Source organism: Streptomyces sp. NPDC001381, assembly GCF_042895685.1.
GTDB lineage: Bacteria > Actinomycetota > Actinomycetes > Streptomycetales > Streptomycetaceae > Streptomyces.
On sequence record NZ_JBIAWO010000001.1, the window covers coordinates 1,509,251 to 1,533,310 of the forward strand.

Annotated in this window: 18 protein-coding genes and 1 pseudogene; 2 read left to right on the forward strand and 17 right to left on the reverse strand. The window is 72.9% G+C overall.

Annotation, left to right across the window (positions count from 1 at the left end; genetic code table 11):
- Positions 1-15: 15 nt before the first annotated feature.
- The 7 genes and pseudogenes from ACFY2L_RS06755 to ACFY2L_RS06785 form a co-directional block, all read right to left on the reverse strand.
- Positions 16-2,325, reverse strand: a complete 2,310-nt coding sequence (locus tag ACFY2L_RS06755; RefSeq protein WP_390660215.1) for a xanthine dehydrogenase family protein molybdopterin-binding subunit — start codon at positions 2,323-2,325, stop codon at positions 16-18.
- Entirely contained in the window at positions 2,322-4,274 is a 1,953-nt protein-coding gene (locus ACFY2L_RS06760; protein WP_390821653.1) for a 2Fe-2S iron-sulfur cluster-binding protein, read from the reverse strand. The genes ACFY2L_RS06755 and ACFY2L_RS06760 overlap by 4 nt, the downstream gene beginning before the upstream one ends.
- On the reverse strand, positions 4,271-5,164 hold the full coding sequence (locus tag ACFY2L_RS06765; protein WP_390660217.1) for an FAD binding domain-containing protein: 894 nt from the start codon (positions 5,162-5,164) through the stop codon (positions 4,271-4,273). Before ACFY2L_RS06765 ends, ACFY2L_RS06760 begins: the two co-directional genes overlap by 4 nt.
- A 289-nt stretch (positions 5,165-5,453) precedes the next feature.
- Positions 5,454-7,085 (reverse strand): beta-N-acetylhexosaminidase, encoded by a 1,632-nt coding sequence (locus ACFY2L_RS06770; RefSeq protein WP_390821654.1) that lies wholly within the window; start codon positions 7,083-7,085, stop codon positions 5,454-5,456.
- Between the two features lie 7 nt (positions 7,086-7,092).
- A pseudogene (locus tag ACFY2L_RS06775) lies at positions 7,093-7,570 on the reverse strand (carbohydrate ABC transporter permease); the annotation flags it as partial.
- A 219-nt stretch (positions 7,571-7,789) separates the two neighbouring features.
- Positions 7,790-8,077, reverse strand: a complete 288-nt coding sequence (locus ACFY2L_RS06780) for a DUF3039 domain-containing protein (RefSeq protein ID WP_390821655.1) — start codon at positions 8,075-8,077, stop codon at positions 7,790-7,792.
- A 29-nt stretch (positions 8,078-8,106) separates the two neighbouring features.
- Positions 8,107-8,679, reverse strand: a complete 573-nt coding sequence (locus ACFY2L_RS06785; RefSeq protein ID WP_133914983.1) for a YqgE/AlgH family protein — start codon at positions 8,677-8,679, stop codon at positions 8,107-8,109.
- A 287-nt stretch (positions 8,680-8,966) separates the two neighbouring features.
- Between ACFY2L_RS06785 and murA the strand changes: the two genes are divergently transcribed.
- Positions 8,967-10,313, forward strand: coding sequence for a UDP-N-acetylglucosamine 1-carboxyvinyltransferase (murA, locus tag ACFY2L_RS06790; RefSeq protein ID WP_390660220.1), 1,347 nt, complete (start codon positions 8,967-8,969; stop codon positions 10,311-10,313).
- A gap of 160 nt (positions 10,314-10,473) precedes the next feature.
- Here murA and ACFY2L_RS06795 read toward each other — a convergent pair whose 3' ends face one another.
- The 9 genes from ACFY2L_RS06795 to ACFY2L_RS06835 all read right to left on the reverse strand — a co-directional run bounded on the left by ACFY2L_RS06795 (position 10,474) and on the right by ACFY2L_RS06835 (position 21,958).
- Positions 10,474-10,755 carry an HU family DNA-binding protein gene (locus tag ACFY2L_RS06795; protein ID WP_004000874.1) on the reverse strand — a complete coding sequence of 94 codons (282 nt, stop codon included), beginning with the start codon at positions 10,753-10,755 and terminating at the stop codon, positions 10,474-10,476.
- Between the two features lie 292 nt (positions 10,756-11,047).
- Entirely contained in the window at positions 11,048-12,466 is a 1,419-nt protein-coding gene (locus ACFY2L_RS06800) for an NAD-dependent malic enzyme (protein ID WP_390660221.1), read from the reverse strand.
- Between the two features lie 311 nt (positions 12,467-12,777).
- Positions 12,778-15,207, reverse strand: coding sequence for a HelD family protein (locus ACFY2L_RS06805; protein ID WP_390660222.1), 2,430 nt, complete (start codon positions 15,205-15,207; stop codon positions 12,778-12,780).
- A 116-nt stretch (positions 15,208-15,323) separates the two neighbouring features.
- On the reverse strand, positions 15,324-16,100 hold the full coding sequence (locus tag ACFY2L_RS06810; RefSeq protein ID WP_390821656.1) for an anti-sigma factor family protein: 777 nt from the start codon (positions 16,098-16,100) through the stop codon (positions 15,324-15,326).
- 50 nt (positions 16,101-16,150) lie between these two features.
- Complete coding sequence (locus ACFY2L_RS06815; RefSeq protein ID WP_010039908.1) at positions 16,151-16,672, reverse strand: sigma-70 family RNA polymerase sigma factor; 522 nt, start codon at positions 16,670-16,672, stop codon at positions 16,151-16,153.
- 326 nt (positions 16,673-16,998) lie between these two features.
- Complete coding sequence (locus ACFY2L_RS06820; protein WP_390660224.1) at positions 16,999-17,619, reverse strand: CGNR zinc finger domain-containing protein; 621 nt, start codon at positions 17,617-17,619, stop codon at positions 16,999-17,001.
- A gap of 123 nt (positions 17,620-17,742) precedes the next feature.
- Positions 17,743-18,918 carry a uroporphyrinogen-III synthase gene (locus ACFY2L_RS06825; RefSeq protein ID WP_390821657.1) on the reverse strand — a complete coding sequence of 392 codons (1,176 nt, stop codon included), beginning with the start codon at positions 18,916-18,918 and terminating at the stop codon, positions 17,743-17,745.
- A 100-nt stretch (positions 18,919-19,018) separates the two neighbouring features.
- Positions 19,019-20,413 carry a nitrate/nitrite transporter gene (locus ACFY2L_RS06830; RefSeq protein ID WP_390660226.1) on the reverse strand — a complete coding sequence of 465 codons (1,395 nt, stop codon included), beginning with the start codon at positions 20,411-20,413 and terminating at the stop codon, positions 19,019-19,021.
- Positions 20,414-20,986: 573 nt separating this feature from the next.
- Positions 20,987-21,958 carry a LysR family transcriptional regulator gene (locus ACFY2L_RS06835; RefSeq protein ID WP_390821658.1) on the reverse strand — a complete coding sequence of 324 codons (972 nt, stop codon included), beginning with the start codon at positions 21,956-21,958 and terminating at the stop codon, positions 20,987-20,989.
- Positions 21,959-22,041: 83 nt separating this feature from the next.
- Here ACFY2L_RS06835 and ACFY2L_RS06840 point away from each other — a divergent pair, with 83 nt between their 5' ends.
- Positions 22,042-23,295, forward strand: coding sequence for an MFS transporter (locus ACFY2L_RS06840; protein WP_390821659.1), 1,254 nt, complete (start codon positions 22,042-22,044; stop codon positions 23,293-23,295).
- Positions 23,296-23,450: 155 nt separating this feature from the next.
- Here ACFY2L_RS06840 and ACFY2L_RS06845 read toward each other — a convergent pair whose 3' ends face one another.
- Positions 23,451-24,053 (reverse strand): hypothetical protein, encoded by a 603-nt coding sequence (locus tag ACFY2L_RS06845; RefSeq protein ID WP_390821660.1) that lies wholly within the window; start codon positions 24,051-24,053, stop codon positions 23,451-23,453.
- Between the last annotated feature and the right edge of the window lie 7 nt (positions 24,054-24,060).

A 24,060-nucleotide genomic window follows, 5' to 3' on the forward strand; every position in this document is an offset into this window, starting at 1 on the left:
AGCGCCGCGGACGGCTCACTGGCCGGTCACCACCGCCGCCTGGGGGCGGATCGGGAGGCGGTTGACGGGGCGGCCCGTGGCGGCGCGTACGGCGGAGGCGATGGCCGCCGGGGACGTCACCACCGGGACCGCGCTGGCCGCCTTCGCCCCGAACGGGGCGACCACGTCGCGTTCCTCGACCAGTTTGACGATCCGGATGTCCGGGGCGTCGAGGGCCGTGGGGAGGGCGTAGCCGGTGAGGTCGGGGTGGCGGATCAGGCCGCGCGGGGTGCGCAGGTTCTCGGTGAGCGCGATGCCCACGCCCTGTGTCACGCCCGCCTCGATACGGGCGGCGAGCTGCGCCGGGTTGAGGACGCGGCCGACGTCCTGGGCGACCGCCAGTTCCACGACCCGCACCGAACCGATCTCGATGTCGACGTCCACGACCGCGCGGACCGCGCAGAAGGCGAGACCGACGAACGCGTCGCCCTGGCCGGAGCCGTCCAGCGGTTCGGTGGGGTGCGGGCGGCACTGGGCCGTCGCCCACAGCTCCTTGCCGTGCAGCTCCTCGGTGACCGTGGTCGACAGGACGCCGTCGTACGAGGTGATCTTGCCGTCGGTGATCTGGAGCAGTTCGGTGGACATGCCGAACTTGTGTGCGAGGGGCTGCAGCAGCTGGGTGCGGACCATCTTCGCCGCGCGTTCCACCGCGCCGCCCGAGACCCAGGTGTGCCGGCCCCGGCAGCCCGCGCCGGCCGGGGGCTGGTCGGTGTCCACGGGGGCCACGTGCACCTCGTCGACGCCCAGGGTCTCCTGGACGATCTGACGGGCCAGCGTGGTGAAGCCCTGGCCGGTCTCCACCGCCGCGCACAGGACGGTCGCGACGCCGTCCTGGACCTTCACGGTCGCCGTGGAGACCTCGTCGGCGCCCTCCGCGCCGAGCATGTGCACCATGCCGAGGCCGTAGCCGACGCCCCGGCGCACCGCGCCCGGTTCGCCGGCGCCCTCGGGTCCGCCGGGGAGGAGCCACTCCTCCTCGGGGGTGTCCTTGGGCAGCGGGGGCAGCGGGAACTCCTGGACGGCCTGGAGGAGTTCGGCGACCGGCGCCGGGCAGGTCACGCTCTGGCCGGTGGGCAGGACGTCGCCGGTGGCCATGACGTTGCGCATGCGCAGCTCGGCCGGGTCCAGGCCGAGCTTCTTCGCGAGCTTGTCCATCTGCGCCTCGTAGGCGGCGCAGACCTGCATGGCGCCCTCGCCGCGCACATGGCCGGACGGGGGGTTGTTGGTGCGTACGGCCCAGCCCTCGATGAAGGCGTTGGGGACGACGTAGGGGCCGCAGGCGAAGGAGACGGCGGCGGCGAGGGCCTCGGAGGAGGTGTCGGCGTACGCGCCCGCGTCCAGCAGGATCTGGGCCTCGACCTTGACCAGCCGGCCCTCGGCGTCGGCGTGGTGGCGGTAGCGCAGCAGGGTCGGGTGCCGGTGGGCGTGGCCGAGGAAGGACTCCTCGCGGGTCGCCGTGAGCTTCACCGGGCAGCCGGTCCTCAGGGCGAGCAGGCCGAGCGGGAGCTGGAAGCCCTGGTCCTCGCGGTCGGCCGTCGCGCCGGGCACACCGGTGACGACGATCTTCACCCGATCGGGGGACAGGCCGTAGACGGCGGCGGCCGTGTCGCGGTCGGTGTGCGGGTCGGTGGAGGCCAGGTAGAGCTCCACGCCGCCGTCGGGCCGGGGCACGGCGAGCCCGGCCTCGGCGCCGATGGGGGCCGGGTCGGCGCGGCCGATGCGGTACTGGCCCTCGACGACGATCTCGCCGGCGGCGGACGGGTCGCCGTGGTGCAGCGGGATGTGCCGGATCAGGTTGCCGTCGGGGTGCAGGGCGTTCGCCTCGAACGCCTGCTCGGGGTCGATCACCGGGTCGAGCACCTCGTACTCGACGATGACCGCGGCGGCGGCCATCCGCGCGGTGTCGGGGTGGTCGGCGGCGACGGCCGCGATGGGCTCGCCGTGGTGGCGGACCACCTCGGAGGCGAAGACGGGTCGGTCGGCCTTGCCGCGGCCGTGCACCGGGCTGCCGGGGACGTCCTCGTGGGTGACGACGGCGCGGACGCCGGGCATGTCGCGCGCGTGGGACGTGTCGATCGACACGATGCGCGCGTGCGGGTGCGGTGAGCGCAGCACGGCCGCCCACAGCAGGCCCTCGGCCCACAGGTCGGCCGCGTACGGGAACGTGCCCTCGGTCTTCGCGCGGGCGTCGGCGGGCTGCAGCGAGGCGCCGAGGCCGTGCGGGATCGGCTCGGGGGCCGGGGCGGCCTCCGCGGTGGTCGTCGCGGTGGCTGCTTCGTTGGTCACGCCTGGCCTCCGTCCTGGCCCTGTCCGTACACCGGGTCGTGCGGGTGGGGCTGTGCCGGGTTCTCGAACGCCGACGAGTGGACGCCGCCGGCGCCCGGGCCCGCCTGGTGCGGGATACGTGCTTCGTCCCCGTCCGTCTCGGCCTCGGCGGCGGCCTGGGCCTCGCGTTCGGCCACGACGTCCTTGACGGCCCGCAGGACGCCCCGGTAGCCGGAGCAGCGGCACAGGTTGCCGCACAGGGCCTGACGGGCCTCCAGCTCGGTGGGCGCGGGGTTGCCCTCCAGCAGGTCGTGCAGGGTCATCGCCATGCCGGGCACGCAGAAGCCGCACTGCACCGCGCCGCACCGGGCGAGCGCCCGCTGCACGTCCGAGGGCTGTCCGTCGACGGCCAGGCCCTCGACGGTGCGGATCTCGCTGCCGGCGGTGGTGACGGACGGGACCAGGCAGGAGGCGACGAGCCGCCCGTCGACCTGGACGTTGCAGGCCCCGCACTCGCCCTGCGAGCAGCCGTCCTTGGCGCCGGCGAGACCGAGGCGCTCGCGCAGGACGTAGAGCAGCGACTCGCCGATCCAGGCGTCGGTGACGGGCCGGTCGGAGCCGTTGACGCGCAGCACGTAGGAGGCGAGGGGGTGTTCCTCCGCGGGGGGCGGGGGGATCTCCTCGGGGGTCTGCGCGGTGTGCTCGGTGGCCGTCTCGGCCTCCGCGCGCACGGCCGCCGGGTCGTCGGCATCCGCTTGCGCGGGGTCCGGCTCGTGTCCAGCAGGGGGCTCGGCGGGCCCCTGGGCGGCCTCAGCGGGCTCGTGGGCGTCCCCGGCGTCCCCGAGGGCCTCGACGGCCCGCACGGCCTCAGAGGCGTCTCCCACGGCCTCCGGGGCGTCCGGCGCTCCGGGCGGCGGGCCTGAGCGGTCGGAGTGGCCGGAGCTGTCGGAGTGGCCGGAGTGGTCCGACGGGTCGTGCAGGTTCCCGGGGCGGGTCTCGGCAGGCGCCCCCTCGGGCGCGTGCGCGGGCGCGTGGCCGGTGCCGTGCGCCGAGGTGTGATCGACGCCGTACGGGGGCGTGTGATCGTCACCGTACGGGGGCGTGTGGTCGACGCCGTGCGCCGAAGCGTGATCGACCCCGTCCGGGGGCGTGTGGTCGACGCCGTGCGGGGGTGTGTGCCCGACGCCGTGCGCGGTCTCGTTCGCCATCCCGTACGAGGTCTCGTACGCGGTCTCGTGCGCCGTGTCGTGCGCCGCGCCGGGCTCCGGCCGGTGCCCGAACGCGGGCTCCTCCGGCGCCGGCCGTCCGGCCGTGGGTGCGGGGGCCGCCGGGTGACCGGTCTCCTGGACACCGGCGTGCGCGGCCTCGGCCGCGCCGGACTGCTCCGCCTCCTGCGCCCAGGGCCGGCCCGCGCCGTTCGTGGCGCCGGGCGCCCAGGGCGCGGGCGCGCCGCCGGGCAGGGTGGCCGGCGGGGTGCCGCCCCACTGCTCGACCAGGGCCGACGTGGTGAACTCCCCGGACTCGTCGGGCAGGTCGCCACCGGCGACCGGGATCGACCACTGGCCGGTCACGTCGTGGCCCGGGGCGGGGGCGGACGGGCCGGCCGGATGGACCGCCCTGTCCGCGTTGTCGGTGAAGGCCCACTGGCCGGTCGAGCCCGGGTCGTACGTGAACCGGTCCCCGCCGGAGGTCTCCGGCGGCAGCTGCGGGGCGGGCCACTCGGTGCCGCCCGCCGGAGCCGCCCAGGTGCCGGTGCCGTCCGCCGCGGGGGGCACCGCCGTTATCTGCGGCGGCACGTAGCCGTGGCCCGGCGCGGCGAGCGGGGTGTCACCGGCCAGGAGGGCGTCGATGCCGCCCTCGGGGAGCTTGACGAAGGCGGTGGCGCCGTCGTCGTAGTCGCCCTGGGGCAGCGGGTCCCAGCGGCCGCCGCTCTGGGGCGGCGTGCCCTCTCCGTGCTGGTCGTCGGTCACGACAGCGCCCTCCCCAGTGCTCGTCGGGCCAGCGCGGCGACGGTGCGCCGCAGGTGCAGTACGGCGGGCGGAAGCTCGGGTACGGAACCGTCCACGCCCGGCGTCGGGTCCGGGATGCAGGCCGCGGCGACGTACTCGCCGAACGCGTTCAGCGCCTCGGGGACGATCGTACGGTTGTTGTCCCAGTCGATGAGCCGCGCGACCCACTGCTCGGCGTCGAGGGGCCGCAGCGGCATCGGCGCTATGGCGCCGACGGCGCACCGGACCCCGCGCCGGGCCGGGTCCAGGACCAGCGCGACCGAGGCGACGGCGCGGCCGGGCCCGGTGCGTCCGGTCGCCTTCAGGAAGACCTGCGGGGCGTGCAGCAGCGGCACGCGCACGTACCCGATGAGTTCACCGCCGCGCAGCATCTCCATGCCCGCCAGCAGGTGCGACACCGGGACCTCGCGGCGGGCTCCGCCCGGGCCCGCGACGATCAGGGTCGCCTCCAGCGCGGCCAGCACGGGCAGCGCGTCACCGGTGGGGGCCGCCGTGGCGATGTTGCCGCCCAGGGTGCCCGCGTTGCGGATGTGCGGCGGGCCGGCGGCGCGCGCGGCGGCGGCGAGCGCCGGGATCAGGGCGGCGAAGTCGGGGCGGCCCATGCGCGCGTGCGTGAGCCCGGCGCCGAGCAGGGCGTGACCGTCCTGGTACTGCCAGCCGCGGATCTCACTGATCCGGCCGAGGCCGACCAGTCCGGCGGGCCGCAGCTGTCCCGAGTTGACGGCGGCCATCAGATCGGTGCCGCCGGCCACGGGCACGGCGGCGGGCATGGCCGCCAGGGCCGCCACCGCCTCGTCCAGCGTCGTGGGCAGCGTGACGGCCTGCGCCGCCTGCGGTGCGTGCGTGCTCAAAACCGGCTGCCCCTTCCCGCTGCCCCACCTGGTCCCACCTGTGTTGCCGTACGGTACGTGCTGACAGGGCGGACGTGGCAACTCTGGCACATGTTCGCCGCACCCGAAGACGGGGGTCCGCCAGGAGGCATTCGCCCACCTCACCGAAGAGATGGTCCGTTTTCGTACGGCATCACCTGTGCGTGCGAATTGCCACTCTTCGGTGACGCTGCCGGGGTTTTTCCTGACGTGCCGCGGCCGTGACCCGCGACACCCGTGACGCGCCGCGCGGCACGCCGCGCCGGGGCGCCTACCGGCTCTGGGGCGGGCCGTCGACCGGGCGCCCGAGGACACCGGGCCGCCGCTGCCACGGACGGGGTCCCCCCGGCGGGCGGTAGCCGACACCCAGGGCGTCGAGCCGCCCGTAGTGGGCCTCCATCCGCCGCTCGAAGCCGGCGAAGTCCCGCTCCGCGGGGACGGGCAGGGCGCTCCAGGCGACCTCCGCGAAGGCGGCGAGCCGGGGGAACGCCTGGTAGTCGACGCGCGCCTGGTCCTCCGTCACCTCGGTCCACAGGTTGGCCTGCGTGCCGAGCACGTGCGCCGTCTCCCCGGGCGTGAACTCCGCCGGAACGGGCTCGAACCGGTAGACGTCCTCCAGGGTGCGCACGTAGCCGATGGGCACCGGCTCGTCGGGGCCGTCGTGCTGCCGGTGGTCGAGGTACACCTGCTGCTCGGGGCACATGACGACGTCGTGCCCCGCGCGCGCGGCGGCGATCCCGCCCGCGTAACCGCGCCAGGACGACACGGCCGCGCCCTCGGCGAGCCCGCCCTCCAGGATCTCGTCCCAGCCGATCAGCCGGCGCCCGCGCGCGGAGAGCCAGGTGTCGAAGTGCCGGACGAACCAGGACTGCAGGGCGTCCTCGTCCGCGAGCCCGAGTTCCCCGATCCGGGCCTGCGCGGCGGGCGAGCGCCGCCACTGGTCCTTGGGACATTCGTCACCGCCGACGTGAATGAACGCCGAGAACTGAGCGGCGTCCGCGGGGAACAGGCCGAGGACTTCCTCGAACACCCCCTCGTAGAAGCGCAGGGTGTTGTCGGTGGGGGCGAGTACGTTCGGGTTGACGCCCCAGGTGTCCCAGACGGAGAGGCGGGTGGTGTCGATGACGTCGGTGTTGCCGAGTTCCGGATACGCGGCGATCGCGGCCTGCGAGTGGCCCGGTACGTCGATTTCGGGGACGACGCCGATATGCCGCTCGGCGGCGTACGCCACGATCTCCCGGATGTCGTCCTGGGTGTAGAAGCCACCGTGCGGCTTCTCGTCCCACAGCGGTGAGGCGCGATGGCCGAATTTCGTGCGGGCCCGCCAGGAGCCGACCTCGGTCAGCCGGGGGTACCTCTTGATCTCGATCCGCCAGCCCTGGTCGTCCGTCAGATGAAAGTGGAAGACGTTCAGTTTGTGCGCGGCCATGAGGTCCAGGAGGCGCAGGACCCCGTCCTTGGGCGTGAAGTGCCGGGCGACGTCGAGCATGAGGCCGCGCCAGCGGAACCGGGGGCGGTCCTCGACGGTGATCTCCGGGAGGTCCCAGATGCGGCCGGGGCGCAGCGGGGCGCGCCGGAAGGCGTCCGGGCCGAGCAGTTGCCGGAAGGTCTGGGCGCCCCAGAAGACGCCGGCCGCGCTGCCACCCTGGATCAGGCGGCCGGGACCGTGGAGGGACAGGCGGTAGCCCTCCGGCGGCAGGCGGGGGTCGACGGCCAGCCGGAGGGGCCCCTCGCTGTCGCCGTGCTCCGGGAAGGGGAGGCCGGTCGCCGCGCCGACGGTGGTGCGCAGCCAGCGCGCGACGCCCTCGGTGCCGGGCCCCGCCTCCAGCCGGGTCCGGTCGTCCAGGCGGACACGGCCGCCTTCGTCCCCGCCGATGCGCCATGGCGCCGGGATGAGATCCATCACGTCCGTCCTTCACCGCTCCGCCGGGGCCGACGGAGTCAAGTCGTCGCTGTACGAGTACGAAGAACACGAGCACCGGAATCGTCGTCACCGTGGGGCCGGCGAGGTGTCGCCGATGATGAACGACTCGGCGAACAGGAAACCGTTCCGGGCGGAGATCGAGGAAATGGACGCTCGTGGCCACGGGGCCCGGCGGGACGAGCGGGAAAAGGACGTCCAAGGCCTCCGGGACGCCTTTTCCCGAAGGGATCGTCGGCGCCTCCACGGGCACCGTCCGGGCCGCCAGGAACATGATCGGCAAGGGGGTCCGGAAGCGGAACCGGAATCGGGTCAAGGGCGGTCGCGGCGGGAAACGCGATCAGCCCTGAGGTGATCACGACCGCGCCCGCGGCAACAGGGCCCTCGGGGAAGTGACGGCCGAATTCCTGCCGCTCGAACACGCGCCGTCGCCGGTCGCCGCACCGAGGCCGTACCGCCGGACGGGGAGCTTCACGGGCGAGCCTCCGCTCATGCGCGTTGCATCATGCGCAATGACGATTTCGCTGTGCACAACACTGGGAGGAGGCTAGGGACTTCATGAACACGGCCACAAGAGGTCTCCACCACTTCGTGCCCCCGGGACGCGCTCCGGGCGACGCCGGAACACGGCAAAGGCCCCCGGGGCGCGTCGCACCGCGCGCCGGGGGCCTCAGCGGGCCTGCGGGCTACTTGCCGCCCTTGCCGCCCTTGTCGTCTCCGCCGCCCACGCCCATCGACTCGAAGATCTCCTTGCACATCGGGCACACGGGATACTTCTTCGGGTCGCGGCCGGGCACCCACACCTTGCCGCACAGCGCCACGACGGGCGTGCCGTCGAGGGCGCTCGCCATGATCTTGTCCTTCTGGACGTAGTGCGCGAAGCGCTCGTGGTCGCCGTCGCCGTGCGACACCTGCGGTGTCGGCTCTACGAGGGTCCCCGTACCGGTGCCGCGCTCGGGCTCAAGAGTGCTCATGCGCACAAGGGTACTGAAACGCCCACGGATCAGTTGAGCGAAGGGTCGTCCGGGTACGTCGCCACCATCGCGAGCTCGTTGCGCTGGCGGCGCAGCACCTCGCGCCAGAGTCTTTCCGGGGACGGGGACGACACGTCACCGGGTTCGGACTCCACGACGTACCAGGCGCCCTCCACCAGTTCGTCCTCCAGCTGGCCGGGGCCCCAGCCTGCGTATCCGGCGAAGATGCGCAGCGAGCCGAGGGCCGAGGCCAGCAGTTCCGGCGGCGCCTCCAGGTCCACCAGGCCGATCGCGCCGTGCACCCGGCGCCAGCCGAGCGGGCCGCGGTCGCCGGAGGAGTCGCCGGGGATCACCGCGACGCCCAGCGCGGAGTCGAGGGACACGGGGCCGCCCTGGAAGACCACCCCCGGTTCCCCGGTGAGGTCGGCCCAGCCCTCCAGGATGTCGCCCACGCCGACGGGCGTCGGACGGTTGAGGACGACACCGAGGGAACCCTCCTCGTCGTGGTCGAGAAGGAGCACCACCGCGCGGTCGAAGTTCGGGTCCGCCAGGGCGGGAGTGGCCACGAGCAGCCGCCCTGTGAGCGAGGACACCTCGGTCATGCCAGACATGATCCCGCATCTTCCCGTGAAGTGGGGAGGCAATGGGGGCACGCGGGCGAGGGGCAGGTCGGGCGCACGGATGCGGTCCGGGCGCACGAACGAGGAAGCCGCCGCACGGTGACCCCATGTGCCCGCCGGGGAACCGTTCGTGTTGTGACACAGCTATGACCTTCCTGGGCGGCCCTCGGGCTTACGGGAGGGGCCCTGGTGGCGATTACCCTGTCTCCCCTGGCCCTTGCACCGATTGAGGCCCTGCCCCAGTCCACCACCCATGGAACGCGAGATACATGACCGTCAACGGCTCTGACGACGTACTGCTTGTCCACGGCGGAACCCCGCTCGAGGGCGAGATCCGTGTCCGCGGCGCGAAGAACCTCGTACCGAAGGCCATGGTCGCCGCCCTGCTGGGCAGTGAGCCGAGCCGGCTGCGCAACGTTCCGGACATCCGTGACGTGCGGGTCGTACGCGGTCTGCTGCAACTGCACGGGGTGACGGTCCGTCCGGGTGAGGAGCCGGGCGAGCTGGTGCTCGACCCGACCTACGTCGAAAGCGCGAACGTCGCCGACATCGACGCCCACGCGGGCTCCAGCCGTATCCCGATCCTGTTCTGCGGTCCGCTGCTGCACCGGCTCGGGCACGCGTTCATCCCGGGCCTGGGCGGCTGCGACATCGGCGGCCGGCCGATCGACTTCCACTTCGACGTGCTGCGGCAGTTCGGCGCGAAGATCGAGAAGCGGGCGGACGGCCAGTACCTGGAGGCGCCGCAGCGGCTGCGCGGCACCAAGATCCGGCTGCCGTACCCGTCGGTCGGCGCGACCGAGCAGGTGCTGCTGACGGCCGTCCTCGCCGAGGGCGTCACCGAGCTGTCCAACGCGGCCGTCGAGCCGGAGATCGAGGACCTCATCTGCGTTCTGCAGAAGATGGGCGCGATCATCGCCATGGACACCGACCGCACCATCCGGATCACCGGTGTGGACAAGCTCGGCGGCTACACCCACCGCGCCCTGGCGGACCGCCTGGAGGCAGCCTCCTGGGCGTCCGCGGCGCTGGCGACCGAGGGCAACATCTACGTCCACGGCGCCCAGCAGCGGTCGATGATGACGTTCCTGAACACCTACCGGAAGGTGGGCGGTGCCTTCGAGATCGACGACGAGGGCATACGTTTCTGGCACCCCGGCGGCCAGCTGAAGTCCATCGCCCTGGAGACGGACGTGCACCCCGGCTTCCAGACCGACTGGCAGCAGCCGCTGGTCGTGGCGCTGACGCAGGCCACCGGCCTGTCCATCGTCCACGAGACGGTGTACGAGTCCCGGCTGGGCTTCACCTCCGCGCTGAACCAGATGGGCGCCCACATCCAGCTCTACCGCGAGTGCCTGGGCGGCTCCGACTGCCGCTTCGGCCAGCGCAACTTCCTGCACTCCGCGGTCGTCTCCGGCCCCACCAAGCTCCAGGGCGCCGACCTGGTCATCCCCGACCTGCGCGGCGGCTTCTCGTACCTGATCGCGGCTCTCGCGGCCCAGGGCACGTCCCGGGTCCACGGCATCGACCTGATCAACCGCGGCTACGAGAACTTCATGGAGAAGCTGATGGAGCTGGGCGCGAAGGTCGAGCTGCCGGGCAAGGCGCTCGGCTAGGACGCGCCGCTCCGCCGGGCCGGCGAGCACCGGCCCGGCCGGCGGGCGAGGCCGTTCACGCCCCGCGACCACGAGGGGGCGGCACCCGGAAAGACCGGGTGCCGCCCCCTTCGCACTGCCCGAGCGCCCTACACCCTCGCACGAGGTGTGGACGGCAGGGTCACTTGCCCTTGGCCGCTTCCTTGAGCTTCGAGCCCGCGGAGACCTTCACGCTGTAGCCGGCCGGGATCTGGATCGGGTCGCCGGTCTGCGGGTTGCGCGCGGTACGAGCGGCACGGTGGGTGCGCTCGAAGGTCAGGAAGCCGGGGATGGTGACCTTCTCGTCGCCCTTGGAGACGATGTCGCCGACGACCTCGGCGAACGCGGCCAGCACGGCGTCGGCGTCCTTGCGAGTCACCTCGGCGCGGTCGGCCAGCGCGGCCACCAGCTCACTGCGGTTCATGTTGTTACTCCCGTGTTCTTCTTGCCGTTGCGGCGTGCCACGCGGCGGAGCCGCATGTTCGGCACAGCGAAAAAGTCGATGTGCACGCGCCCAGAGACGCATCCTGCCCCCACCTGCGGCGGGAAAGCCAATCCGGCACCCGCAGGAGTCGTGAGAACACCCTTGGGAGTCACACGAAGAGAGCCTGAGCCCGGCGGACACGATAGGACGCACCACTGACAGCGGGTTTCGCGACGCGCCGATACGGGAACCGTGGCGGTTCTCACAGTCCCCGCACGGTGCGCCTCACAGGTTACGACGCCGACGCGCCGGCCGCCTTCGCCGCGTCGCGCACCGCGCCCGCCACGGCGCCGGCGACCTTGTCGTTGAAGACGCTCGGGATGATGTAGTTCGCGTTCAGCTCGTCCTCGCTCACGACGTCCGCCAGCGCCTTCGCGGCCGCGAGCATCATGTCGGTGTTGACCGTGCGGGACTGGGCGTCGAGCAGGCCGCGGAAGACGCCCGGGAAGACCAGCACGTTGTTGATCTGGTTCGGGAAGTCGGAGCGGCCGGTGGCCACGACGGCGGCCGTCTGGCGGGCGACCGCCGGGTCCACCTCGGGGTCCGGGTTCGCGAGCGCGAACACGATCGCGCCCTCGGCCATGGCGGCCACGTCGTCGCCGTCGAGGACGTTGGGGGCGGAGACGCCGATGAAGACGTCGGCGCCGCGCACGGCCTCCTTGAGGGTGCCGGTGAGGCCCTCGGGGTTGGTGTTGTCGGCGATCCAGCGCAGCGCGGAGTCGGGAGCGGCGTCGACCAGGTCCTCGCGGCCGGCGTGCACGACGCCGTGGATGTCGGCGACGACGGCGTTCTTCACGCCCGCCGCGAGGAGCAGCTTGAGGATGGCCGTACCGGCCGCGCCGGCGCCGGACATGACCACGCGGACGTTCTCCATGCCCTTGCCGACGACGCGCAGCGCGTTGGTCAGGGAGGCCAGCACCACGATGGCGGTGCCGTGCTGGTCGTCGTGGAAGACGGGGATGTCGAGGGCCTCGCGCAGCCGCGCCTCGATCTCGAAGCAGCGCGGGGCGGAGATGTCCTCGAGGTTGATGCCGGCGAAGCCCGGCGCGATGGCCTTGACGATCTCGACGATCGCGTCGGTGTCCTGGGTGTCCAGGCAGATCGGCCAGGCGTCGATGCCGGCGAACCGCTTGAAGAGGGCCGCCTTGCCCTCCATGACCGGCAGGGCGGCCTTGGGGCCGATGTTGCCGAGGCCCAGCACGGCGGAGCCGTCCGTCACGACCGCAACGGAGTTGCGCTTGATGGTGAGGCGGCGGGCGTCCTCGGGGTTCTCGGCGATGGCCATGCAGACCCGGGCCACGCCGGGCGTGTAGACCATGGAGAGGTCGTCACGGTTGCGGATGGGGTGCTTGGACTGCATCTCGATCTTGCCGCCGAGGTGCATCAGGAACGTACGGTCGGAGACCTTGCCGAGCGTGACGCCCTCGATCTGGCGGAGCTGCTCGACGATCTCGTCGGCGTGCGCGGTCGAGGTGGCCGCGATGGTGACGTCGATGCGGAGCTTCTCATGGCCGGAGGCGGTGACGTCGAGGCCGGTCACCGAGCCTCCGTGGGACTCGACGGCTCCGGTGAGCTGGGAGACCGCGGTTCCGCTCGCGGGCACCTCCAGCCGGACCGTCATCGAGTAGGAGACGCTGGGCGCCGTTGCCATGGCCGACTTCCTCTGCACTGCTGGGTCGCGGGTTTGCCGTCCGATCGTCGCACCTACCGCCGAGTACGTGAAAGCCGCACCGGATTGCGATCGTTTTGTTCTCCAGGACCGCGAACGCGAAGAGACCCACGTCACAACGGACGTGGGCCTCTTCGTACGTTCATGACACCGGCCCGCCATGCTCGCCTCGCGGCAAGTGGTCGCTCGTAGCGACGAAGGTTGGGCCCGGGGGCTTGGATCGAGCCGGTGTCACACCCAGGCTAACAAACGGAAGCCCGAAGACCATTCCCGTCCGGGACAGTTCACAGGAATCAGTCCCTCAGCAGGTCCGGCACCCCGTTCGCGTCCGGCTCGTCCCGGTCCCCCGAGACCACCGTGAGCTGCTGCGTGGCCCGGGTCAGGGCCACGTACAGCACGCGCAGACCGGCCGGGGACTCGTCGGCGATCTCCGCGGGCGAGACGACGACCGTGGCGTCGTACTCCAGGCCCTTGGCCTCCAGGCTGCCGAGCGCGACGACACGGTCGCCGAGCCCGGCGAGCCAGCGGCGGGCCTCCTCGCGTCGCTGCATCGCGACGACGACGCCGACGGTGCCGTCGACCCGCTCCAGGAGGCGGTCGGCCTCGGCGCGGACGGTGGCGGCCAGGCCGTCCTCCGCGGCCGCGCCGCGTCTGGTGTCCGCCGCCACGAATCTCGGTACGACACCGGTGGAGCGGACCGCCGAAGGGGACTCGGCGCCGGGCATGGCGAGGGCCAGCACCCTGGCCGCCAGCTCGGCGATCTCGGCCGGGTTGCGGTAGTTCACGGTGAGCTGGAAGCGGCGGCGCGGGCGGGTGCCGAGGGCCTCGTCGCGGGCCTCGGCCGCCTCGTCGGGGTCGGACCAGGAGGACTGGGCCGGGTCGCCGACGACCGTCCAGGTGGCGTGCCGGCCACGGCGGCCGACCATGCGCCACTGCATCGGCGTGAGGTCCTGGGCCTCGTCGACGATGACGTGCGCGTACTCGACACGCTCGGCGGCCAGCCGCTCGGCGCGCTCGCGCTGCGACTCCTCGCGCACCGGCATCAGCTCCTCCAGGCCGGTGAGCTGGTCCAGCGGGTCGAGTTCGCGCTTCTTCCGCGGGCGGGCGGGGGTGCCGAGGATCGCCTGGAGCTCGTCGAGCAGGGCGATGTCGTGCACCGAGTGGCCGTCCCGCTTCAGCGAGCGGGCGACCTTGCGGACCTCGCCGGGGTTCAGGATCCGGCGGGCCCAGCGGCCGAGCCGCCGCTCGTCGGCCATCGCCGCGAGGACGGCCCGCGGTGTCAGCTCGGGCCACCAGGCGTCGAGGAACGCGATGAAGCTGTCCTCGCCGGTGACGTCCTCGTCGAAGGAGGAACGCAGTTCGGCGGCGAGCTCGGGGTCGGTGTGCCGGCCGGCGGCTCCGGAGCGCTCCCACAGGGCGTCCAGCAGCAGCTTGCGGGCGCGGGGGCGCAGCAGGTTGACGGGGGCGGTGCCGCCGAGGGCGCTCTGGCGGATCCGCTCCAGGTCCGGGGACTCCAGCTCCAGCCGCCGCCCGAAGGCGACGACCCGCAGCCGGCCGGGCGGTCCGGCGGGGGCGGTCTCCGCGGTGTCGGTGTCCTGCGGGGCGTCGAGGGTGAGCTGTCCGGCCGGGGCGGGGCGGCGCGGGCCGGCGGTGTCCCCGGCCGCGCCGCCCGGTCCCAGTTCCAGGGCCCCGCGGGCGGCCTTCCGCAGCACCTTCAGCATCCGGTGCGACCCCTTGGCGCGGGCCACCGACGGGGAGTCGTAGAGGGTGGCCTCGACGCCGTCGACGAGGGAGCCGATGGCGCGGATGGCGACCTGGCCCTCCTCGCCGAGGGAGGGCAGCACGCCCTCGGTGTACGCGACCAGCAGCGGGGTGGGCGAGACGATGAGGATGCCGCCCGCGTAGCGCCGCCGGTCCTGGTAGAGGAGGTAGGCGGCCCGGTGCAGGGCGACGGCGGTCTTGCCGGTGCCGGGGCCGCCCTCGACGTAGGTCACGGAGGCGGCGGGGGCGCGGATGACCAGGTCCTGCTCGGCCTGGATGGAGGCGACGATGTCCCGCATGGTGTGGCTGCGGGCCTGCCCGAGCGCGGCCATCAGGGCGCCGTCGCCGATGACGGGCAGCTCCTCGCCGTCCAGGTACGCCTTCAGCTCGGGACGCATCAGGTCGTCCTCGACGCCGAGGACGCGCCGCCCCTTGGAGCGGATGACCCGGCGCCGGACGACCCGGCCGGGGTCGACGGGGGTCGAGCGGTAGAACGGCGCGGCGGCGGGCGCCCGCCAGTCGATGACCAGCGGCGCGTAGTCGGAGTCCAGCACTCCGATCCGGCCGATGTGGAGGGTCTCGGCGATGTCGGCCGTGCCGTCCCCCCGCACGGCGCCCTCGGCGGGCTCGACGGCGGTGTAGGCGCCGTCGGGGCCCTTCTTGCCGTCCTTGCCGAGCAGCAGGTCGATCCGGCCGAACAGGAAGTCCTCGAACTCGTTGTTGAGCCGGTTGAGGTGGACGCCGGCCCGGAAGACCTGGGCGTCCCGCTCGGCGAGGGCGCCGGGGGTGCCGACCTGGCCCCGCTTGGCAGCGTCGTTCATGAGGAACTCCGCCTCGTGGATCTTCTCCTCGAGGCGCCGGTAGACCCGGTCGAGGTGTTCCTGTTCGACGCTGATCTCGCGGTCCCGGACCGAGTCCGATGCGGCGCTGACCGCGGATTCCTGCTGAGCCTGAGCGGCCACCGGGCCCCCTTCTGACGTGCTGGGCAGCCGTCAACCGTACGCGAAGGGGGCCCCGGGAAGCGAGGGGCCTGCCCGGACTGGCCGGGCAGGCCCTGAGCGAGTGCGCGGGAGGGTGCCTACGCGTCGACCTGGACGAGCTTCTTGCCGTCGAAGGTCATGACCTCGAAGTGGTCGATCTCGTTCGGCTTGAAGGCCGCGCCGCCCACCACGTAGAGGGGGTTCTTGGCCTGTTCGGTCTTGGCGTCGGGGAGGCCGTAGCCCCACTCCGGGACGGACCAGGAGGAGACCGTCTCGCGCTTGCCGTCCTTGCCGACGGCGATGAGCGAGCACTTCTCCGGACCGGCCACGTTCTTCAGCTCGACGCCGACCTCGGTGCCCCACGCCTTCTCGCCCATGGCGACGGTCGCGGTGACCTTGCTGGAGGAGTCGGTGGCGGAGACCCTGTCGGAGAGCGTCTCGAAGGTGCTCTTGGCGGGGTTGGTGGTGCTGATCGCCACCGGCGCCTTGCCGCCGTCGTCGCCGCCGGTCGCGGCCATGACGCCCACCGGGCCGCCGATGATCAGCGCCGCCGCGGCCGCCACGAGGTAGAAGGAGCGGCGGCGCTTCTGGGCGCGGCGCTCGGACACCTCGTCGACCAGCCGTTCCACGAGGCGCGGGCTGGGACGGGCGGAGAGGGAGTCGCCGATCGCGGGGGTCCCGGAGCCCGGCAGGTCCGCGAGCGCGGCCAGCATCGGCTCCATCCCGGCGAGTTCGTCGAGTTGCTGGGCACACCACTCGCACCCGGCGAGGTGTGCCTCGAAGGCGGTCGCCTCGGCGTCGTCGAGGATGCCGAGGGCGTAGGCGCCGACGGTCTCGTGTTCGCTCGGGCTCGGAGATCCCACAGATCCCTGCATGGGGCCAGACATACCCGGCCCACCTGCTCCGAACCCCCCGTAAATGCTCATCACGCCGTCACCCCCCGCTCCTCCAGAGCCAGCTTCATCGACCGCAGGGCATAGAAGACCCGTGAGCGGACGGTGCCGCTGGGTATACCCAGCGTCTCGGCCGCCTCATTGACGGTACGCCCCTTGAAGTACGTCTCGACGAGCACCTCCCGGTGGGCCGGGGTCAGGTCGTCGAGCGCATCGGACAGCGTCATCAGCCACAGCGCCTTGTCGATCTCGTCCTCCGCGGGGATGACCTCCAGCGGCGACGGGTCGACCTCCTGCGGCCGGGCCTGCCGGCTGCGGTGGCCGTCGATGACGATGCGGCGCGCGACCGTCACCAGCCAGGGGCGTACCGAACCGGTCGCTCGATTGAGCTGGCCGGCGTTCTTCCAGGCACGGATGAGTGTCTCCTGCACTACGTCCTCGGCACGCTGCCGGTCTCCGGCAACCAGGCGCAGGACATACGCAAGCAGGGGTCCGGCATGCTCCCGATACAGAGCACGCATCAGCTCCTCGTCAGGTTCCGAGGGCTGGGACATGCGATGTCGGGCCCTCGATCCACGTTCATTGGCCACGGCCGCATCCTTGCGCACGCCCACCTCCGGTGTCCGGGGGTTCCCCCAGTCGGTCGCTCGCCGAGGGGTACGGAGCACGGGTGTTGCGTGTTCAAACCGGGGAGACAGTTTTCTTCGGGGTGTCATGACGAGGGGGACATGGCGGCACATTCCCACCGCTTCTTCTTCACATTTTCGCCACACTGACAAGAAGACGCGGGCTGCCCTTGCTCAGGCATGGGCAAACACGATGTTGTCGAAATCACTTCGACGATTTTCCGGCGGGCCGCTGTGCAATTCCTGTCAGCTCATCAGAGAAGACGTATACCGGGCAGTTGGGCCCGGGCGAGCGCGGCGCGCCGGCGGTGCCGTGCGACCCGTTCCCGGTTCCCGCAGACCTCGCTCGAACACCAACGCCTGCGCCGGCCACGGGAGGTGTCGACGTACACGATCGGGCAGTTGTCCCCCTCGCACTGGCGCAGCCCCGCCCGCGCCTCGGGATCCGTGAGCAGCTCGACGGCGTCCCGCGCGACGACGGCCAGCAGCGCGGCGCACTCCGGCGGAGCGTCCAACTCCCGTACGAGGGTGCCGTCCTCGTCTCGTGCGGCGCGGGGGACGGGCGGCGCGGGGCGCGCGGCCTCGTTGAGCCGGGTGAGGTCGACGTCGTACGGACCGGGGTGGGTGCGGCCCAGCCAGTCCCGCACCAACCGGTCCACCACGGACCGCAGTTCGCGGAAGGCGGCCGGCCACGAGGGGTCGGCGTGGGCCAGCGCGGTGCCCGGCGGGACGAGTCCGGCGCCGCGGATCCACGCGCACAACGGCGCGACTCCGACGAGGTGTTCGTGGGGATGACTGGTCGCTAGGAGGTCGAGACAACTGCGTCCGGCGTCGAACCGCAGCTCGTAGGGGTCCGTGGCCGTGCCCAGTGCCATGCGCCACCGCCTGCGTCGGAGCGTTCCTGAGGAAACCGTCGCTCTCACAGTGCCCCGGGAGCCGCCCCGACCGGAACCCCTCCTTCGTCGGGCGGCACCGCCGTCAGACGGCCCCGGCCCGGCTCACGCGTCCGCGTACTTGGTGTCGGCGGCGGGGTCCAGCGCCAGCCGGTAGCCGCGCTTGACCACCGTCTGGATCAGCTTCGGGGCGCCCAGGGCGGTGCGCAGACGGGCCACCGCCGTCTCGACGGCGTGCTCGTCGCGGCCCGAACCGGGAAGCGCGCGCAGCAGGTCGGCGCGGGGGACGACCCAGCCCGGCCGCCGTGACAGCGCCCGCAGCAGCGACATCCCCGCCGGCGGAACCGGCTTCAGACACCCGTCCACCAGCACCGCGTGCCCCCGGATCTCCACCCGGTGCCCCGCGATCGGCAGCGCCCGCGCCCGCCCCGGCAGCTCCTGGCACAGCAACTGCACCAGCGGCCCGAGCCGGAAGCGCTCCGGCTGCACGGTGTCCACACCCCGCGCCTGCAGGGGCAGCGCGGTGACCGGGCCGACACAGGCCGGCAGCACGTCGTGGTGGAGCGCGGCGAGCAACTCGGGCAGCAGGCCCCGCTCCTCCGCGCGGGAGAACAGCGACGCGGCGGCCGGCGCGCTGGTGAAGGTGATCGCGTCGAGGCCGCGGGAGACGGCCGCGTCGAGGAGCCGGTCGAGCGGTGCGATGTCCTCGGGCGCCATCCACCGGTACACCGGCACGCCCACGACCTCCGCCCCCGCGGCCCGCAGCGCCTCCACGAACCCGGGCAGCGGCTCACCGTGCAGCTGGACGGCGATCCGGCGCCCGTCGACGCCCTCCTCCAGGAGCCGGTCGAGCACCTCGGCCATGGACTCGGACGACGGCGACCACTCCTCCGTCAGACCGGCGGCACGGATGGAGCCCTTGACCTTGGGGCCGCGGGCGAGCAGTTCCACCTCACCGAGCCGGGCGAGCAGCGTCTCGCCGAGCCCCCACCCCTCGGCGGCCTCGACCCAGCCCCGGAAACCGATCGCGGTCGTCGCGACGACCACGTCCGGGGCCTGGTCGATGAGGTCCTTGGTCGCGGCGAGCAGTTCGCCGTCGTCGGCGAGCGGCACGATCCGCAGGGCGGGCGCGTGCAGCACCGTCGCGCCGCGCCGCTGGAGCAGCGCGCCGAGCTCCTCGGCCCGGCGCGCGGCCGTCACGCCCACGGTGAAGCCCGCCAGGGGCCCGTGTTCCACGGATCCCCGGCTGGTGGCGTCCGGTCGCTGCTGTTCCTCGTACATAACTCTCGTCCCGCACTCGAGTCGCCCTGCTCTTACATGCCGCCGAGCCTGTCAACGGTGCGTGACAGGCTCGGTTCGGCTTCATGTCGCCAGTGTTACGTCACACCTCGGCGTAGCTGAGCTGCTGCTTCGCCTCGGAGGACGGGCTGGATGCGGTGACCCGGCCCGCCGGGCGGCGAAGGTATACGGCCCAGGTGACCGCGAAGCAGGCCGCGTAGAAGGCGAGGAAGGCGACGAACGCGCCGGTGCCGGAGCCGTAGGAGAGGAAGGACTGACGGAAGGCCAGGTTGATGCCGACGCCGCCGAGCGCGCCGACCGCGCCGATGAGTCCCATGGAGGCACCGGACAGGCGGCGGCCGTAGGCGGCGGCCTCCTCGCCCTGAAGGCCCTTCGCGACGGCCTTGGCCTGGAAGATGCCGGGGATCATCTTGTAGGTGGAGCCGTTGCCGAGGCCGCTGAGCACGAACAGCACCACGAAGACGGCGACGAAGAGCGGCAGCGACTTCTGCATGCTGGCGAAGACCAGGACGGCGGTGGCGGCGGCCATGCCCACGTAGTTGTAGAGGGTGATCCGCGCGCCGCCGTACTTGTCGGCCAGCCAGCCGCCCAGCGGACGGATCAGCGAGCCGAGCAGCGGGCCGATGAAGGTGAGGTAGGCCGCCTGCAGGGGCGTACGGCCGAACTGGTTCGTCAGCACCTGGCCGAAGGCGAAGCTGTAGCCGATGAACGAGCCGAAGGTGCCGACGTAGAGGAAGGACATGATCCAGGTGTGGGCGTCCTTCGCGGAGTCGATCGCGGCGCCGGTGTCGTTCTTCACGGACGACAGGTTGTCCATGTACAGGGCGGCGAGGGTCGCGGCGATGACGATCAGCGGGATGTAGATCCCGAGCAGGACGCGCGGGCCGCCGCTCGCGCCGATGACGGCGAGGCCGACCAGCTGCAGGACCGGCACACCGATGTTGCCGCCGCCCGCGTTCAGACCGAGCGCCCACCCCTTCTTGCGCAGCGGGAAGAAGGCGTTGATGTTGGTCATGGAGGAGGCGAAGTTGCCGCCGCCGATGCCCGCGATCAGGCCGACCAGCAGGAAGGTGCCGAAGGAGGTCCCCGGCTCCATCACCATGAACGCGGCGACCGTGGGGATCAGCAGCAGGCCGGCGGAGACGATCGTCCAGTTCCGGCCGCCGAAGATCGCGACGGCGAAGGTGTACGGCACCCGGACGACCGCGCCGACCAGCGTCACCATGGACGTCAGCAGGAACTTGTCGGCCGGGGTGAGGCCGTACTCCGGGCCCATGAAGAGCACCAGCACGGACCACATCGTCCAGATCGAGAAGCCGATGTGCTCGGAGAGGACGGAGAAGATGAGGTTCCGGCGGGCGATCTTCTCGCCCTTCTCGTTCCAGAACGTCTCGTTCTCCGGGTCCCACTCCTCGATCCAGCGGCTCCCCTTCTTCGCGGGGGACGGGGGTGCGGGGGCTGTACTCGGGGCTGTCATGACGCCTCCACGTGCTCCGGGCTCGGGTGGTTCGGGGTGATGAGCGGTGATGAGTCCCGAAGGTAGGGAGGACGCGTTTCCGGTCCTGTGGCTGTCGGTGACCGGAAGGGAACGTTGCTCTCACCTCCGGCGGAGGCCGGGTGAGAGGTTTTGGCCAGGGGCGTGCGGGCCGTCCGGCCGGCCCGAGGGGTCCGGCCGGGGCGTTCCGGCCCGGTGGCCGCCGGTCCGTCCGTCCGGCCACAGCCGGGGCCGGCGCCCGGCGGCCAGGTCCTCCGCCCAGCCGAAACACAGGACGCACAGCGCGGTGAGGAGCCAGACGCCCGGCAGTTGCGGCCGGGGGCTCTCCAGCAGCCAGGCACCGACACCGCGCCGGCCTCCAGGGCGGCGGACAGCGCGATCGGCGCCAGGACCGTCGGCCGGGGCGCGGCCCGCAGGGCGCGCAGCAGCAGCGGGGAGAGCAGGACGAACCAGAAGTAGGTGCGCAGGTACCAGAGGGGTACGCCCATGTCGACCGCCCAGCCGTCGGCGATCAGCCCGTGCACACCGGGCAGGTTCTCGCCGTACGGGGGGTCGCTAGCGGGAGACCATGTTCATGTCCATGGCTGGGATCCATCCCCCCGCGGGGCGCCGAAGCCACCCCTCCGCCCCCGCGATCTCGGCCGCGGCCCGTCGAAGCGCATCGAGGCCCGGATGGACCAGCCCCTTTCGCCACACCAGCGACACGGGAGACAGCGGGACCGGGTCGGTCAAGGGGCGCGACACCGTCCCGGGCATGGCCGGAAAGCCCATCACCGCGAGGACCGGATTGCCCTCCTTCGCCATGATCCGCTGGAACTCCTCGTCCCCGACCGCGAGGGGAGCCGGCGACGCGACCCGGATGCCGCGCCCCTCGAACAGCCGGTGGGCGAGGTCGGTCCACTCCGGCGTCCTCGGGTTGCCCGCCCCGGCGTAGACGCTCTCCCCCGCCAGCGCGGCCAGCGGCACCTCCGGCAGCGACGCCAGCCGGTGCCCCTCGGGCAGCACGACCGCCATCGGCTCGTACCGCACGAGCTGCTGGTCCAGCTGGCCGCGCAACACCGGCTCCAGCCCGGCGTACCGCCCGAACGACACGTCCAGCCGCCCCGCGACGATCTCGACCGCCGCACCGGTGAGCCCGCTCTCGTAGCGGGCCATCAGCTCCTGCTCGGGGGCGAGCTCACGGGCCCGGTACAGCACGCGCCGCCCGGTGACCAGGCCCGGCGAGTTCAGGTCGACCAGCAGCGGACGGGCCCGCGCGAACGCGGTGAGCAGGTCGTCCTGCGCCCGCAGCACCCCGCGCGCGAACGGCACCAGCCGCTCCCCGTCGGATGTCAGCGTCACCTGCCGGGTGGTCCGCACGAACAGCTCGACCCCCAACTCACGCTCCAGCCGCCGCACATCCCGGCTGAGCGCCTGCTGGGCGACGTAGAGCCGCGCGGCGGCCCGGGTGAAGTGCAGCTCCTCGGCGACCGCCAGGAAGGCGCGCAGGAGACGGGGATCGACATGGGTCCGACCAGGTCCGGGCATCCGGCGAACCTACAACGCGCGTGCGTGAATCCGCACCGGGAAAGTGTTGGACCCCTTGATCACCGACGGGCGACGGTGGAGCCATGCCCCAGCCCGACCCCCTCATGGCCGCGGACCCCACCCGCCACTCCCGCCTCGTCCCCCACTCCCGCCACCGTCCCCCCGGCCCCTACCGCCGGCTCCTCGCCACACCCGGCTGCCGCGCCTTCACCGCCGGGAACCTCCTCGCGCGCCTGCCCATGGGCATGTTCAGCGTGAGCGCGGTCGTGATGATCGCCGGCACGCGCGGCTCGTACGCCCTCGCCGGCGCCGTCACCGCGACCGGCCTCGCCGCGACCGCCCTCGTCGCCCCCTGGATCGCCCGGCTCGTCGACCGGTACGGGCAGGCCCGGGTCGCCGTACCGGCCACGCTCCTCGCCGCGCTCGGCAGCCTCACGCTGCTGCTCTGCGTCCGGTACGGCGCCCCGGACTGGACCCTGTTCGCCGCGTACGCCGCCACCGCCACCACCCCCAACATCGGCGGCATGTCCCGCGCCCGCTGGAACCACCTCCTCGACGGCGACCCCGCCGCCCTGCACACCGCGAACTCCTTCGAACAGGCCGCCGACGAGCTGTGCTTCATGCTGGGCCCGGTGTGCGCCGCCTTCCTGTGCGGCACGTTCTTCCCCGAGGCGGGCACCCTGGTCGGCGCGGTGCTCCTGGTGACGGGCATGCTGACGTTCGCCGCCCAGCGCGCGACGGAACCGCCGCCGCACCCCCGGCCGACGGCCGGGTCACCCCTGCGCACCCCCGGCCTGCCGCCCCTGCTCGCCGTCTGTCTCGCCCTGGGCACGGTGTTCGGCGCGACGGAGGTCGTGACGATCGCGTTCGCCGACGAACGCGGACACCGTACGGCGGCGGGGATCGTGCTCGCCCTCCAGGCGGCCGGCTCCTGCGCGGCCGGTCTCGTGTACGGGGCGATACGACCGTCCGGCCCGGCCTCCCGGCGGCACCCCTGGTGCGTGGCCGTGATGACCGCGCTCCTCACCCTCCCGCTCCTCGCGGCGACGGCCCTCGACTCGCTCCCGCTGCTGGCCGCGGCCCTGCTCGTCGCCGGGACCGCGACCGCCCCGACGATGGTCACCACCATGGCCCTGGTCCAGCAGCGCATCCCCGTGGCCCGCCTCAACGAGGGCATGACCCTGGCGGTGACGGGCCTGCTCGGCGGCGTCGCGTGCGGCAGCGCGACGGGCGGCTGGGTGGTCGAACACGCCTCCCCCGCGACCGGTTTCGCGGTGCCTCTGGCGGCCGCGGCGACCGCGCTGCTCGCGTCCGCCGTTTCCCGCACGCCCCATTGACGCGCTCACGCGACCTGGCGGGCGGCCTGGTACCGGAGGCGACGCTGGTCCGGCCGACCCTGACCCCACGGGCGAGCACGGCACCGCGGACGACCGCGTGACCGCGTAAAAAAAAGGGGCCCGCACTCGGGTGAGTGCGGGCCCCGGTGTTGCGGTCAGGGCGTCTCCACCAGGTACCGGACGCGGTCCACCACGAACTCGCCGTAATGGAGGGCCGCCCCGATGCTCTCCATCCCTCGGTACTGCTCGGGGGACAGCGTCGCGCCGGGGGCGTACTCGATGGCGTTCAGCAGCACGCGGAACGCCAGATCCGGGGTGCAGTCGCGGGCGCAGTCGACGAGCGCCTCACGCACCTCGGCCGTGAGGAACCGCGCCCGCTCGATCTCGGCGACGACCGCGTCCCGGTGGGACCGGCCGTCCTCCGTGTCCGCGCCGGCGAGGGGACGCACGTCCGCCCGCGCGGACAGCACGGCGTCGCACAGGCCGACGACCGTCCGGGTCCACTCGGCTCCCGCGGTCCGCACGAAGCCCGGCATGTACTGGGCTCCGGCGGTCCACAACACCCCGAGCGTCTCCGAGGGCAGACCGTCGGCGAGCGCCAGGGCGTCCCGGCGTACCGCCAGGACCTCCTCGTCGCTCTCCTCCGCCAGGTGTTTCGCCACGACGTCGGCGGCCGTGGGCCCGTCGTGGATCCAGTCCTGGTGGAAGAACCCCATCACCCACGGGACTCCGAAACCGAACTCGGTGAATCGCCGCACCGCGTGT